The organism is Streptomyces sp. NTH33, from assembly GCF_003236365.1.
GTDB lineage: Bacteria > Actinomycetota > Actinomycetes > Streptomycetales > Streptomycetaceae > Streptomyces.
Genome location: NZ_POTZ01000162.1, coordinates 1 through 13,584 on the forward strand (window position 1 = coordinate 1; position 13,584 = coordinate 13,584).

12 protein-coding genes are annotated in these 13,584 nt (G+C 73.2%); 8 read left to right on the forward strand and 4 right to left on the reverse strand.

The features are described from left to right. From C1I97_RS17275 to C1I97_RS17300, 6 genes are all read left to right on the forward strand, one after another. Nucleotides 1-861, forward strand: an 861-nt coding sequence (locus C1I97_RS17275) for a TrmH family RNA methyltransferase (protein ID WP_111004115.1), incomplete at its 5' end; no start/stop codon positions are given. A gap of 53 nt (nucleotides 862-914) precedes the next feature. Continuing rightward, entirely contained in the window at nucleotides 915-2,069 is a 1,155-nt protein-coding gene (locus tag C1I97_RS17280) for a sensor histidine kinase (RefSeq protein WP_111004116.1), read from the forward strand. Between the two features lie 171 nt (nucleotides 2,070-2,240). Further along, nucleotides 2,241-3,362 carry a phenylalanine--tRNA ligase subunit alpha gene (pheS, locus tag C1I97_RS17285; RefSeq protein WP_111004117.1) on the forward strand — a complete coding sequence of 374 codons (1,122 nt, stop codon included), beginning with the start codon at nucleotides 2,241-2,243 and terminating at the stop codon, nucleotides 3,360-3,362. Then, nucleotides 3,362-5,920, forward strand: coding sequence for a phenylalanine--tRNA ligase subunit beta (pheT, locus tag C1I97_RS17290; protein ID WP_111004118.1), 2,559 nt, complete (start codon nucleotides 3,362-3,364; stop codon nucleotides 5,918-5,920). Before pheS ends, pheT begins: the two co-directional genes overlap by 1 nt. 339 nt (nucleotides 5,921-6,259) lie before the next feature. Continuing rightward, on the forward strand, nucleotides 6,260-7,600 hold the full coding sequence (locus C1I97_RS17295; protein WP_111004119.1) for a transcriptional regulator: 1,341 nt from the start codon (nucleotides 6,260-6,262) through the stop codon (nucleotides 7,598-7,600). A gap of 109 nt (nucleotides 7,601-7,709) precedes the next feature. Continuing rightward, nucleotides 7,710-8,255, forward strand: a complete 546-nt coding sequence (locus tag C1I97_RS17300) for an NUDIX domain-containing protein (RefSeq protein WP_111004120.1) — start codon at nucleotides 7,710-7,712, stop codon at nucleotides 8,253-8,255. 38 nt (nucleotides 8,256-8,293) lie between these two features. Here C1I97_RS17300 and C1I97_RS17305 read toward each other — a convergent pair whose 3' ends face one another. Next, the gene (locus tag C1I97_RS17305; RefSeq protein ID WP_111004121.1) at nucleotides 8,294-8,551 is read right to left on the reverse strand and encodes a hypothetical protein; all 258 of its coding nucleotides are present in this window, start codon (nucleotides 8,549-8,551) and stop codon (nucleotides 8,294-8,296) included. 178 nt (nucleotides 8,552-8,729) lie between these two features. Beyond that, on the reverse strand, nucleotides 8,730-9,590 hold the full coding sequence (locus C1I97_RS17310) for a 3-hydroxybutyryl-CoA dehydrogenase (protein ID WP_181446765.1): 861 nt from the start codon (nucleotides 9,588-9,590) through the stop codon (nucleotides 8,730-8,732). A 171-nt stretch (nucleotides 9,591-9,761) separates the two neighbouring features. On the opposite strand from C1I97_RS17310, the gene C1I97_RS17315 reads away from it, so the two are divergent. Continuing rightward, nucleotides 9,762-11,012 (forward strand): glycoside hydrolase family 10 protein, encoded by a 1,251-nt coding sequence (locus C1I97_RS17315; protein WP_111004123.1) that lies wholly within the window; start codon nucleotides 9,762-9,764, stop codon nucleotides 11,010-11,012. Here C1I97_RS17315 and C1I97_RS17320 read toward each other — a convergent pair whose 3' ends face one another. Together C1I97_RS17320 and C1I97_RS17325 are read right to left on the reverse strand one after the other, a co-directional pair. After that, nucleotides 11,013-11,213 carry a DUF1918 domain-containing protein gene (locus tag C1I97_RS17320; RefSeq protein WP_111004124.1) on the reverse strand — a complete coding sequence of 67 codons (201 nt, stop codon included), beginning with the start codon at nucleotides 11,211-11,213 and terminating at the stop codon, nucleotides 11,013-11,015. A gap of 110 nt (nucleotides 11,214-11,323) precedes the next feature. Next, nucleotides 11,324-12,244, reverse strand: a complete 921-nt coding sequence (locus C1I97_RS17325; protein ID WP_111004125.1) for a DMT family transporter — start codon at nucleotides 12,242-12,244, stop codon at nucleotides 11,324-11,326. Here C1I97_RS17325 and C1I97_RS17330 point away from each other — a divergent pair. After that, on the forward strand, nucleotides 12,243-13,584 hold a 1,342-nt coding region (locus C1I97_RS17330; protein WP_111004126.1), incomplete at its 3' end, for an aminotransferase-like domain-containing protein. The genes C1I97_RS17325 and C1I97_RS17330 overlap by 2 nt on opposite strands.

Here is a 13,584-nt window from a genome sequence, read left to right on the forward strand (position 1 = left end):
ACCCCCGACCTCATCTCCCCCCGCTCGGCCCGTGTCCTGGCCGCGCGGCGGCTGGCCAAGCGGAACTTCCGGGGGAAGGAGCGGCTGTTCCTCGCCGAGGGGCCGCAGGCCGTGCGGGAGGCGGCGGCGCACCGTGCGGCGGACGGCGGAGCCACCCTCGTCGAGCTGTTCGCGACGGTCGAGGCGGCCGAGCGGTACGCCGACATCGTGGGGGAGGCCCGCGGCGCCGGCGCCCGGATCCACCTCGCCGCCGACGGCGTCATCGCGGACATCGCCACCACCGTCACCCCGCAGGGGCTCGTCGGGATCTGCCGGTTCCTCGACACGCCGTTCGAGGAGGTCCTCGCCGCCCGGCCCCGTCTGGTCGCCGTCCTCGCCCACGTGCGCGACCCCGGCAACGCCGGTACCGTCCTGCGCTGTGCGGACGCCGCCGGAGCCGACGCGGTCGTCCTCACCGACGCCTCCGTCGACCTCTACAACCCCAAGGCCGTGCGGGCCTCCGTCGGTTCGCTGTTCCACCTGCCCGTCGCCGTCGGCGTCCCCGTCGAGCAGGCCGTCGGCCGCCTCAGGGACGCGGGCGTACGCGTCCTCGCCGCGGACGGCGCGGGCGAGCAGGACCTCGACGACGAGCTCGACAAGGGCACCATGGGCGGCCCCACCGCCTGGGTGTTCGGCAACGAGGCCTGGGGCCTGCCCGAGCACACCCGCGCCCTCACCGACGCCGTCGTGCGCGTCCCCATCCACGGAAAGGCCGAGAGCCTGAACCTCGCGACCGCCGCCGCCGTATGTCTCTACGCGTCGGCCCGCGCACAGCGCGCCCGCGGAGGATCCCGCTCCGTCACGGAGAGCGAGCAGAGCTAGTAGTGTGACCCGCTCGGGGGCCCTCTGCACCGGCTGAGAGGTGGGGTACGGGGATGAGTGTCGGCACGAGCAGCACACCGGGAACGCGTGACGCGCGGCGCTCGCCCGAGCCCCGGCACGGTGAGCCGGCCGGGCTCGGCATCGCCCCCGACGACCTGCCCGACGGCCTGGTCGTCGCCGACGAGCACGGACGCGTCGTCTGCTTCAACGCCGCCGCCGCCCGGATCACCGCGATCCCCGCCGAGGACGCCCTCGGGCAGCCCCTGGAGAAGGCGCTGCCGCTGGAGGACCTGGAGGGGCGGCGCTGGTGGCGGCTGACCGACCCCTACGGCGGGCTGGCCATCCGCGTCGGCCAGCCCGAGCGCAACCTCCTGCTGCACGGCGGCCGGGAGGTCCTCGTCTCGGCGAAGTACGTCCGCACCCGCCCCACCGGGCCGGTCCACCGCGTCGTCGTCACCCTCCGCGACACCGAGGCCCGCCGCCGCACCGAGCGCAGCCACGCCGAGCTGATCGCCACCGTGGCGCACGAGCTGCGCTCGCCGCTGACCTCCGTCAAGGGCTTCACCGCCACCCTGCTCGCCAAGTGGGAGAGGTTCACCGACGACCAGAAACGGCTGATGCTGGAGACCGTCGACGCCGACGCCGACCGCGTCACCCGGCTCATCGCCGAGCTGCTCGACATATCCCGCATCGACTCCGGCCGGCTCGAGGTGCGCCGCCAGCTCGTCGACATCGGCGCCGCGGTCGGCCGGCACGTCCAGGCGTACGTCTCCGCCGGCCAGCCCGCCGACCGGTTCCTGGTCCGCATGGAGCAGCCGCTGCCCGAGCTGTGGGCCGACCCGGACAAGATCGACCAGGTGCTGAGCAACCTGATCGAAAATGCCGTGCGGCACGGCGAGGGAACTGTCACCATCGACGTCACACCCGCGGCGTCCCCCCGGGAAGGGGAAACCGCCGGGACCATCGAGAACACTGCCACGTCGGTCACGGTGCGCGACGAGGGGCCCGGCATCCCGGAGGAGTCCATGAACCGCGTCTTCACCCGCTTCTGGCGGGGCAGCAAGCGCGGCGGCACGGGCCTCGGGCTCTACATCGTCAAGGGCATCGTCGAGGCCCACGGCGGCACCATCACGGTCGGCCGCGCCCCCGGCGGCGGCGCGGAATTCCGATTCACCCTGCCCGTGGGCACCCCGGCGCACCTGCTCTGAGCGGCCTGCCGAGGACCCACGGGCGCATTCGCTTTCCCCAGGCCCCGTTAGACTCGGCCAATGGCACCTTTGCGTCCAGTTCCGTAGACACGCGAGGTAGACACACGAGATCGTCCTCAATGTCTCCGGACCGAGACGGGGCACCCCAGCCAATCGGAAGCACGGGAAGAGATGTCGGCACCCAATAAGTCGTACGACCCTGTCGAGGTCGAGGCGTTGAAACCGGAAGAGATCGAGCGCATGCGGGACGAGGCGCTCGCCGCCTTCACCGCCGCGGACTCCCTCGACGCGCTCCACGAGGCCAAGGTCGCCCACACCGGCCCCGCCTCCCCGCTGGCGCTCGCCAACCGCGAGATCGGCGCCCTGCCCCCGCACGCCAAGGCCGACGCCGGCAAGCGCGTCGGCATGGCCCGCGGCGCGGTCAACAAGGCGCTCGCCGCCCGCCAGGCCGAACTGGAGGCCGAGCGGGACGCCCGCGTACTGGTCGAGGAGGACGTCGACGTCACGCTGCCGTACGACCGCGTCCCGGCCGGCGCCCGGCACCCGCTGACCACGCTCTCGGAGCGCATCGAGGACATCTTCGTGGCCATGGGCTACGAGGTCGCCGAGGGCCCCGAGGTCGAGGCCGAGTGGTTCAACTTCGACGCCCTCAACATCGGCCCGGACCACCCGGCCCGCGGCGAGCACGACACGTTCTTCGTGCAGGGTCCCCAGGGCGGCACCGAGTCCGGTGTCGTGCTGCGCACCCACACCTCGCCCGTGCAGATCCGCTCGCTGTTCGACCGTGAGCTGCCGGTCTACGTGATCTGCCCCGGCCGCGTGTACCGCACCGACGAGCTGGACGCCACCCACACGCCCGTCTTCCACCAGGTCGAGCTGCTCGCCGTGGACGAGGGCCTGACCATGGCCGACCTCAAGGGCACCCTGGACCACATGGTCCAGTCCCTGTTCGGCGAGGGCATGAAGACCCGGCTGCGCCCGAACTTCTTCCCCTTCACCGAGCCGTCCGCCGAGATGGACATGGTGTGCTACGTCTGCCGCGGCGAGTCCGTCGGCAACCCCGACCGGCCCTGCCGCACCTGCTCCTCCGAGGGCTGGATCGAACTCGGCGGCTGCGGCATGGTCAACCCGCGGGTGCTCACCGCCTGCGGCGTCGACCCGGAGAAGTACAGCGGCTTCGCCTTCGGGTTCGGCATCGAGCGGATGCTGATGTTCCGCCACAACGTCGAAGACATGCGAGACATGGTCGAGGGTGACGTCCGGTTCACCCGGCCGTTCGGGATGGAGATCTGATGCGGGTCCCGCTTTCCTGGCTGCGGGAGTACGTCGACCTGCCGGCGACTGAGACCGGCCGCGACGTCCAGGCCAAGCTCATTTCGGCCGGTCTGGAGGTCGAGACCGTCGACCAGCTCGGCGCCGACCTCAAGGGGCCGCTCGTCGTCGGCCAGGTGCTGACCATCGAGGAGCTGGAGGGCTTCCGGAAGCCGATCCGCTTCTGCACCGTCGACGTCGGGCAGGCCAACGGCACCGGTGAGCCGCAGGAGATCGTCTGCGGCGCCCGCAACTTCGCCGCCGGCGACAAGGTCGTCGTGGTCCTCCCGGGCGCCGTGCTGCCCGGCGGCTTCGCGATCAGCGCCCGCAAGACCTACGGCAAGACCTCCCACGGCATGATCTGCTCCAGCGACGAGCTGGGCATGGGCGACGACGGCAGCCAGGGCATCATCGTGCTGCCGCCGGAGACCGAGGTCGGCAAGGACGCGATCGAGCTCCTGGAGCTGGTCGACGAGGTCCTCGACATCGCCGTCACCGCCAACCGCGGCGACTGCCTGTCCATCCGCGGCGTCGCCCGCGAGACCGCCATCGCCTACGGCCTGCCGCTGCGCGACCCCGCCCTGCTCGACGTCCCCGCCGGGAACACCTTCGGCTACCCGGTGCGGATCGACGAGCCGCTCGGCTGCGACCGCTTCACCGCCCGCACGGTCTCCGGCCTCGACCCCGAGGCGCGCTCCCCGATCTGGCTGCAGCGCCGCCTGCAGAAGGCCGGCATGCGCCCGATCTCGCTCGCCGTCGACATCACCAACTACGTGATGCTGGAGCTGGGCCAGCCGCTGCACGCCTACGACCGCGCCCGCGTCCAGGGCACGATCGGCGTGCGCCGGGCCGAGGAGGGCGAGAAGTTCACCACCCTCGACGGCGTCAAGCGCACCCTGCACGCCGAGGACCTGGTCATCACCGACGAGCGCGGTCCCATCGGCCTCGCGGGCGTCATGGGCGGCGCCAACACCGAGATCGACGACACCGAGGGCACCACCACCGAGGTCGTCGTCGAGGCCGCCCACTTCGACCAGATCTCCATCGCGCGCACCGCCCGCCGCCACAAGCTGACCTCCGAGGCGTCCCGCCGCTTCGAGCGGGGCGTCGACCCGCAGGCCGCCGCGGCCGCGGCCCAGCGCACGGTGGATCTGCTGGTCCTCCTCGCGGGTGGTACGGCCGACGCCGGCGTCACCGAGGTCGTCGCACCCTCCGCGCCGCGCACCATCACCGTCCCGGCCGACCACCCGGACAAGGTCGCGGGCGTCGCCTACGGCCGCGAGACCGTGGTCCGCCGGCTGCAGGAGATCGGCTGTGTCGTCGTGGGAAACACTGCCGCGTGGAACGCGTCGTTGAGGGGCGGTGGTCGGGAGACGGGCGGGCAGGACGAGCTGACCGTCACCGTCCCGTCCTGGCGGCCCGACCTGGCCGAGCCCAACGACCTGGCCGAAGAGGTCATCCGCCTGGAGGGCTACGAGAACCTGCCCTCCACGCTGCCCAAGCCCCCCTCGGGCCGCGGGCTGACCCACCGGCAGCGGCTGCACCGCCGGGTCGGCCGTGCGCTGGCCGGTGCGGGCTACGTCGAGACGCCGACGTACCCGTTCGTCGCCGAGCAGGTCTTCGACCAGCTCGGCCTGGACGCCGACGACCCCGCCCGCCGCGTGGTCAAGCTGGTCAACCCGCTCAGCGACGAGGAGCCCGCGCTGCGCACCACGCTGCTGCCGGGCCTGCTCGGCGCGCTGCGCCGCAACGACGGCCGCGGCAGCCACGACCTCGCGCTGTTCGAGACCGGCCTGGTCTTCCTCCCGCGCGAGGAGCAGCGGATCGCCGTCCGGCTGCCCGCCGACCGGCGTCCCACCGACGAGGAGGTCGCCGAGCTGACCGCCGCGCTGCCCGAGCAGCCGCGTCACGTGGCCGTCGTCCTCGCCGGCGCCCGCGAGCAGACCGGCTGGTGGGGCAAGGGCCGCCCGGCCGACTGGGCCGACGCCGTCGAGGCCGCCCGGACCGTCGCCCGCGAGGCCGGGGCCGAACTGACCGTCCGCAAGGGCCGGTACGGTCCCTGGCACCCGGGCCGCTGCGCCGAACTCACGGTCGCCGTGGACGGCACCGAGCGGGTCGTGGGCCACGCGGGCGAGCTGCACCCGCGCGTGCTCAAGGCGCTCGGACTGCCCGAGCGCACCTGCGCGATGGAGCTGAACCTCGACCTGCTGGAGCGGGTCGGCGACGACACCCCGCGGGCGCCGGGCATCTCCACCTTCCCGGTCGCCACGCAGGACGTCGCCCTCGTCGTCGACCGGCAGGTCCCGGCCGCCGACGTCGAGGCCGCGCTGCGCGAGGGCGCCGGTGAACTCCTGGAGTCCATCCGGCTGTTCGATCTCTACGAGAACACCGAGCAGCTCGGCGAGGGCCGTAAGTCCCTGGCCTACGCGCTGCGCTTCCGCGCGCCCGACCGGACGCTGACGGTCGACGAGGCGTCGGCGGCCCGCGACGCGGCGGTTTCGCTGGCCGCCGAGCGCACGGGAGCTGTTCTGCGGAGCTAGCCGGTGAAGCGCGGGGGACCGCGGGTCCGTCGTCGACTGCGGGCAGTCGGTGGCCGGTCGCGCAGTTCCCCGCGCCCCTCGTGGCCGGCCTGCGGCCGACAACGGACCCGTGGCTCAGGGCCCTTGGACGCCCCGTACCCCAAGCGGCACGGCAGGGCCGCCGCACTTTTCGAGGGGGAGCCGGCGGCCCCGCCGGCCTCTTGGAGGAGGCAATCCAGTCAACCGGCTGGAAACACTCCGCGACAGCGCGCGCACGGTGCGGATCCGCGTACTCCGTTCACACCCCGTGTGAAGGCGGACGCACTACAGTGTCGCCACCGAGCCACCCGGGGGGCACCCATGCAGCCCAACACCTTGCTCGACGCGATCCTGGACGAGGCGGGGATCTCGCACGCGGGCCTGGCGGCGCACGTCAACCAGGCGGGGCGGGGCCGCGGACTCGCCCTGAGATACGAACACACCGCGGTGGCCCGGTGGCTGAAGGGCCAGCGGCCACGGGGCCAGGTGCCCGACCTGATCTGCGAGGTGCTGGCCACCCGCCTGCACCGGCCTGTCACGCTCGACGACATCGGCATGGGCGTGCCGGGCGAGCCGTCCGCCCCGCACGGCACCTCGCTGTCCGGCTTCGTCGAGCGCGCCACCGCCCTGTGGCGCTCCGACGAACAGCAGCGCCCGCACCTGCTCGGCGCCCCGGCCGTGACCGGCACGCCCGCCGTCATGCCGGTGTGGGAGTGGGAGAACCCGCCCGAGGACGTGGACGTCTCGCGCGGCGGCCCGCACCGGGTCACCCCGGGCGACATCGAGATGCTGCGCGCCGCCCGCACGCACTACGAGCAGATGTACCGCAAGGCCGGCGGCATCGCGACCCGCAGCCGCATCGTGGGCTTCCTCAACGCCGAGGCCGCCCCGCTGCTGCGCGGCAGCTACACCGACACCACCGGCCGCCAACTGCACCGCGCCACCGGCGCCCTGGTGGCGATCGCGGGCATCTGCGCCTACGACTCCGACGCGCACGGCCTCGCCCAGCGCTACTTCCACCAGGCGCTCAGGCTCGCGAAGGCCAGCGGGGACCGGGGTCTCGGGGCGTACGTGATAGCGCTGCTGGTCAACCAGTCGCTGTTCCTGCGGGAGTACCGCCAGGCCGTCGCCTTCGCCGAGGCCGCGCTGCGCGCGGCCGACCGGCACATCACCCCCGCGCTGGCCTCCGACCTCTACGCGATGCAGGCCAAGGCGTACGCCCACCTCGGCGACGGCAGTAGTGCCCTGTCCTGCATTCGGCGTGCCGAGTCCGCCGCCGAACGCATCCGGCGCGGGTACGAACCCGACGAGACCGGCTATGTCCAGCCGGGCCTGGTCAACGTGCAGGTGGCGGAGGCCCTGCTCAGCCTCGGCGAGCTGGCCGCCGCCGGGGAGCACGCCGCGGCGGCCGTGGACAACCCGGCGCACGACCGGGGCAGGGTGCACCGGCTGGCCATGCTCAGCACGATCGAACTGCGCCAGGGCAATGCCGACAAGGCGGTGGCCACAGCGGTGCAGATGGCCGAGCAGGCCCGTGGGATGGAGTCCCGGCGGCTGAGAGACAGACTGCGCGCGGTCCGCGAGCACCTGGTGCGCAGCGGCTGCGCCGGTACGGCGGAGGCGGCCGAACTCATCGACGGGGCGCTGCGCGTACCGCTGTGACCGCCCCGCTGTGACCGCCCCCCTGTGCCGCCGGCGACTCGCCGTGCGCCTGCTGCGGGACGGCTCCTCCTGCGATATTGCCACTGACCCGACGGAAGGTGGCACAGCCGTGCAGTGGACGAAACAGAACGAACAAACTGTTTACGCAAACCGCTGGTTCACCGTCAACCTCGCGGATGTCGAGCTGCCGGACGGCCGGCACCTCGACCACTTCCTCATCCGGCTGCGGCCGGTCGCCGTGGCCACGGTGGTGAACGAGGCCAACGAAGTCCTCCTCCTGTGGCGCCACCGCTTCATCACCGACAGCTGGGGCTGGGAGCTCGCGGCAGGCGTCGTCGAGGAAGGGGAGGACACGGTGGCCGCCGCCGCCAGGGAACTGGAGGAAGAGACCGGCTGGCGGCCGGGGCCCCTGCGCCACCTCATGAGTGTCGAGCCCTCCAACGGCCTCACCGACGCCCGGCACCACATCTACTGGTCGGACGAGGGCGAGTACGTCGGGCACCCCGTGGACGACTTCGAGTCCGACCGTCGGGAGTGGGTCTCCCTCAAGCTCGTTCCCGACATGGTCGCCCGCGGCGAGGTCCCGGCCGCCAACATGGCGGCCGCGTTGCTCCTCCTGCACCACCTCAGGCTCGGGCAGGACGCCTTGCCCTGACGACAGGGCCTGGCCGTACTGCCCGGGCCGGCGGCCGGCTAGCGGCCGAAGAACTGCCAGACCGCCACGACGAGTGAGCCCAGCGCCGTGAGGGTGGCGACCGCGGGCAGCGGCCAGCGGGAGTGTTCCAGTGCGACGAGCCGCGTGCTCAGCTCGTCCAGTTCCTTGGCGGTCTCCTCGGTGCGGTGGCTGAGCAGAGCCAGCCCGCCCTCGACGCGGGCGTACGCCACGTCCAGGCGGCGCCGTAACTCCGCGAGTTCTCCGGGAACGGCGGAATGCTCGGGGTCGGCGGTCACAAGCCCGCTCCTTTCCGTAGTCGTCTCACATCCCTTGCACACGCATCAGGAGTCAACTCCCCTGGTGGGCCGGTGGGGAGAGTGTGTGAGCGGCATATGCGGGTCCGGAGCGCACACGGTGTGTGAATGCGGCGGGCCCGGCACCGAACCGCCGGTGCCGGGCCCGCAGTGAGGCGCGTCAGCCGTAGGTGTAGAAGCCCGAGCCGCTCTTGCGACCCAGCCGGCCGGCGTCCACCATGCGCTGGAGCAGCGGGGGAGCGGCGTACAGCGGCTCCTTGTACTCCTCGTACATGCTCTGCGCCACCGAGGCCACCGTGTCCAGGCCGATCAGGTCCGACAGCTTCAGCGGTCCCATCGGGTGGGCGCAGCCCAGCTCCATGCCGTTGTCGATGTCCTCGCGGCTGGCGATGCCCGACTCGAACATCCGGATCGCGGAGAGCAGGTAGGGGATCAGCAGCGCGTTGACGACGAAGCCGGAGCGGTCCTGGGCGCGGATCGCGTGCTTGCCGAGCAGCTTCTCGGTGAACAGCTGCGCCCGGCTCAGCGTGCCCTCGGAGGTGGTCAGCGCCGGGATCAGCTCGACCAGCTTCTGCACCGGGGCCGGGTTGAAGAAGTGGATGCCGATCACCTGGTCGGGCCGCGCGGTGGCGACCGCCAGCTTCACCAGCGGGATCGAGGAGGTGTTGGAGGCCAGGATCGCGTCCGGCCGGGTCACCACATGGTCCAGGACCTGGAAGATCTCGGTCTTGACCTGCTCGTTCTCCACGACGGCCTCGATCACCAGATCGCGGTCGGCGAACTCGCCGAGGTCGGTGGTGAAGCTCAGCCGCGCCTGTGTCGCCGCCAGCTCCTCCTGGGTGATCTTGCCGCGCTCGGCCGCCCTGGCCAGGGAGTTGAACAGCCGGGTACGGCCGATCTCCAGGGCCTCGCCGGTGGTCTCGGCGACCTTCACGTCCAGACCGGCCCGGGCACACACCTCGGCGATGCCCGCACCCATCTGACCGCAGCCCACCACTCCGACGCGCTCGATGTCTGTCACATCGTCCCTTTCGCTGATCTACGGCGTGTGGCAGGCGGTTCTTGGTGTGGTGCCTGCTCCGATCGTGCACGTTACCCCCGCGGCACCGATGATCGATCGCCCGGGTCGGGCATGCTGGTCCGGTGCACGGTGCGTGACGGCGCGGATCCACGGCGTACTGGGGGTGTCCGGATGGGGCGAGTGACACGGCGGGCGTTCACCGTGGCCGCGCTGTCGGCCCTGGCATTCACCGGGTACGCGGCCACCGCGACGGGCCGCCCGCGGGAGGCCGCGGACGCACGGGGCCAAAGCACCGCCACCGAGATGCGCGGCATGTGGCTGGCCACCGTGGACGACCGCGACTGGCCCTCGCGCACCGGGCTGAGCGCGGCCCGGCAGCGCGGTGAGCTGACCGCCCTGCTCGACATGGCGGTGCGCCGCCGGCTCAACACGGTGATGTTCCAGGCGCGCCCGACCGCCGACGCGCTGTGGCCCTCCCCGTACGAGCCGTGGTCGCGGTACCTGACCGGCACCCAGGGCAAGGACCCCGGCTGGGACCCGCTCGGCACGGCCGTACGGGAGGCGCACGCCCGGGGCCTGGAACTGCACGCCTGGTTCAACCCGTACCGGATCGCCCTGCACGCCGACCCGTCCCGGCTGGCCGCCTCCCACCCGGCCCGCGAGCACCCCGACTGGGTGGTCCCGTACGGCGGAAGGCTCTACTACAACCCGGGTCTGCCCGCCGTACGGGCCTTCGTCCAGCGGGCGATGCTCGACGCGGTGCGCAGGTACCCCGTGGACGGCGTCCACTTCGACGACTACTTCTACCCGTACCCGGTGGCGGACCTGCCCTTCGACGACGACGCCGCCTACGCCCGCCACGGCGGCGGCTTCGCGAGCCGGGCCGCCTGGCGGCGGGACAACGTCGACCGGCTGGTCCGCGAGATGGCCGAGGCCGTCCGGAGGGTCCGGCCCGGCGCGCGGTTCGGGATCAGCCCCTTCGGGGTGTGGCGCAACGCCTCCACCGACCCGCGCGGCTCGGACACCCGGGCGGGCGTCCAGACGTACGACGACCTGTACGCGGACACGCGGACCTGGGTCGAGGAGGGCTGGATCGACTACGTCGTCCCGCAGCTGTACTGGAACATCGGCCTCGCCGCCGCCGACTACGCCACCCTGGTGCCCTGGTGGGCGGAAGTGGCCCGGGGCAGCCGTACGAAGCTGTACGTGGGAGAGGCGCTGTACAAGGCGGGCGACCCGGCGCAGGGCGTGGCCTGGCGGGACCCGGACGAGCTGTCCCGCCACCTCGCCCTCGCGGCCGGGTACCCCGAGGTGCGCGGGCACGTGTTCTTCGCCGGGAAGGAGGTCGCGGCCGACCCGGCGGGCGCGTTGGCGCGGGTGGTCGCCGGCCACTACCGGCAGCCGGCGAAACCCCCGCGCTGATCAGTGCTGTTCGTGTTCCTTCCGGTGGCGGACCTGGCAGTCGGGGCCGGGGGACATCACGGCCTCGTGCCCGTCCGGGAAGCGGACGCGGTAGGGCGGGGTGCCTTCCTTGCCCATCACTTCGACGACTTCGGAGATCTGGTCGTGTTGGCCTACCACCCTGCCGTGCTGGACAAGCTGGTCACCCACGGATGCGTGCATCTGCAGGGCCTCCTCACCACCGCGTGCGGGAGCAGCGGTCCTCGGTTCTCGGGATCTACGGGTCCTCGGTTCTCGGGTTCTCGGGTTCTACGGCGCGAAGCACGGGCCGGTCAGCCGCGCGCCCGCTGGGTGACGGCGATGCAGACGAGCACGGCGCCGGCCGTCAGCGGGGCGGCCGGCGTCAGATGCTCGCCGAGCAGCAGCACCGACCACACCAGTGTGAGCAGCGGCTGGGCCAGCTGCAACTGGCTGGCCCTGGGGATGCCGACGGCCGCCATGCCCCGGTACCAGACGACCAGGCCGAGGAACTGCGAGCCCGCCGCGACCCACAGCAGCCCGGTCACGCTGTGCACGCCCAGGTGCACGGGCTCGTACGACAGGGCCAGCGCCGCGCCGGGCACGGTGAGCGGCAGGCACAGCACCAGCGCCCAGCCGATCACCTGCCAGCCGGGCATGGCGCGGGCCAGCCGGCCGCCCTCGGTGTAGCCGGCGGCGCAGATCAGCAGGGCGCCGAGGAGGTAGCCGTCGGCGGAGGTCAGGGCGCCGCCGCTCTGCCGAACGGTGAAGCCGGCCACGGCCGCCGCACCCGCCAGCGCCGCCACCCAGAAGGTGCGCGAGGGGCGGGTGCCGACGCGCAGCGCGGAGAACAGCGCCGTGGTCAGCGGCAGCAGGCCCACGACGACGGCGGCGTGCGCGGTGGTGGAGGTCCGCAGGGCGAGCGTGGTGAGCAGCGGGAAGCCGAGGACCACTCCGGCGCCCACCACCGCGAGCCCGGGCCAGTGGCGGCGCGCGGGCGGGGAGACGCGCAGCGCCAGCAGACAGCCGCCCGCGATGACGGCGGCGAGCACGCTGCGCACGGCCACCAGCGACCAGGGCCCGAAGCCCTCCAGGCCCCAGGCGGTGGCCGGGAAGGTCAGGGAGAAGGCGACGACGCCGAGGGCGGCCTGCAGGGTGCCGGAGCGGGGCCGGACTGGGACCGGAGCGTCGACCGCTATCGATGTCGGTGCGATAGCGCTACTCTGTGCTCTCATGCAACAGCGTAGCAGCGTCGATGAGCTCGCCCAACAGCTGCGACAGGAGCTGAACCGCTACTCACCGGGTGGAAAGCTCCCGTCGAGCCGGGCCCTGGTCGAGCGCTACCGGGTCAGTCCCGTGACCGTCTCGCGGGCCCTGGCGCAGCTGGCCGCCGAGGGCCTGGTGGTCACCCGTCCCGGCGCCGGCGCGTTCCGCGCGGCACCGCGCGCGGCGGCCGCTCCCGCCGGCGACACCTCCTGGCAGGAGGTCGCCCTCAGCGCGGACGGCGCCACCGACCTCGTACCGCGCACGGTGGACGCCTCCGGCGTCACGGTCTCGCTCGCCGCGCCCCCGCCGGGCGTGATCGAGTTCAACGGCGGCTACCTGCACCCCTCGCTCCAGCCCGAGCGGGCCATGGCCGCCGCGCTCTCCCGCGCGGGCCGCCGCCCCGGAGCCTGGGGACGGCCGCCGCTGGAGGGCCTGCCGGAACTGCGCGAGTGGTTCGCACGGTGCGTCGGAGGGCCGGACGGCACCGTCACCGCCGCCGAGGTCCTGATCGCCGCCGGCGGCCAGTCCGCGCTCACCACCGCCCTGCGCGCGCTCGCCCCGCCCGGCGCCTCGGTCCTGGTCGAGTCGCCCACCTACCCCGGCATGCTGGCCATCGCCCGGTCCTCCGGGCTGCGGCCCGTGCCCGTGCCCGTCGACGCCGACGGGGTGAGGCCGGAGCTGCTCGCCGACGCGCTCCGGGCGAGCGGCGCCCGCGTGTTCGTCTGCCAGCCCCTGTTCCAGAACCCCACCGGGACCGTACTCGCCCCCGAACGGCGCGCGCGGGTGCTGCGGGCCGCCCGCGAGGCCGGTGCGTTCGTCGTCGAGGACGACTTCGTGCGGCGGCTCGCGCACGAGGACTCCGGACCCCTGCCGCCCCCGCTCGTCGCCGACGACCCGGACGGGGTCGTCGTCCACGTCGGCTCGCTGACCAAGGCCACCTCGCCCAGTTTCCGGGTGAGCGCGCTGGTCGCCCGCGGCCCGGTCCTGGAACGGCTGCGCGCCATCCAGGTCGTCGACACCTTCTTCGTGCCGCGGCCCTTGCAGGAGGCGGCCCTGGAGCTGGTCGGCTCACCCGCCTGGCCACGCCATCTGCGCACCCTCGCCGCCGAGCTGAGGAGCCGCCGCGACGCGATGACCACCGCGCTGCGGCAGCACCTGCCCGGACTCGTCCTCCCCCACATCCCCTCCGGCGGCTACCACCTCTGGCTGCGCCTGCCCGACGGCACCGGGGGCACCTTCCGGCCTTTCGGCTCCGGGGGAGAGTCCGCCCTGACCGCCGCCGCCCTGCGCGCCGGCGTCGCCGTCACCC

What these genes read in the sequence shown, in the direction of transcription:
- C1I97_RS17280 (WP_111004116.1), top strand. Translation starts at nt 915, where the DNA reads ATGAGTGTCGGCACGAGCAGCACACCGGGAACGCGTGACGCGCGGCGC.
- pheS (WP_111004117.1), top strand. Translation starts at nt 2,241, where the DNA reads ATGTCGGCACCCAATAAGTCGTACGACCCTGTCGAGGTCGAGGCGTTG.
- pheT (WP_111004118.1), top strand. Translation starts at nt 3,362, where the DNA reads ATGCGGGTCCCGCTTTCCTGGCTGCGGGAGTACGTCGACCTGCCGGCG.
- C1I97_RS17295 (WP_111004119.1), top strand. Translation starts at nt 6,260, where the DNA reads ATGCAGCCCAACACCTTGCTCGACGCGATCCTGGACGAGGCGGGGATC.
- C1I97_RS17315 (WP_111004123.1), top strand. Translation starts at nt 9,762, where the DNA reads ATGGGGCGAGTGACACGGCGGGCGTTCACCGTGGCCGCGCTGTCGGCC.
- C1I97_RS17320 (WP_111004124.1), bottom strand. Translation starts at nt 11,213, where the DNA reads ATGCACGCATCCGTGGGTGACCAGCTTGTCCAGCACGGCAGGGTGGTA.
- C1I97_RS17325 (WP_111004125.1), bottom strand. Translation starts at nt 12,244, where the DNA reads ATGAGAGCACAGAGTAGCGCTATCGCACCGACATCGATAGCGGTCGAC.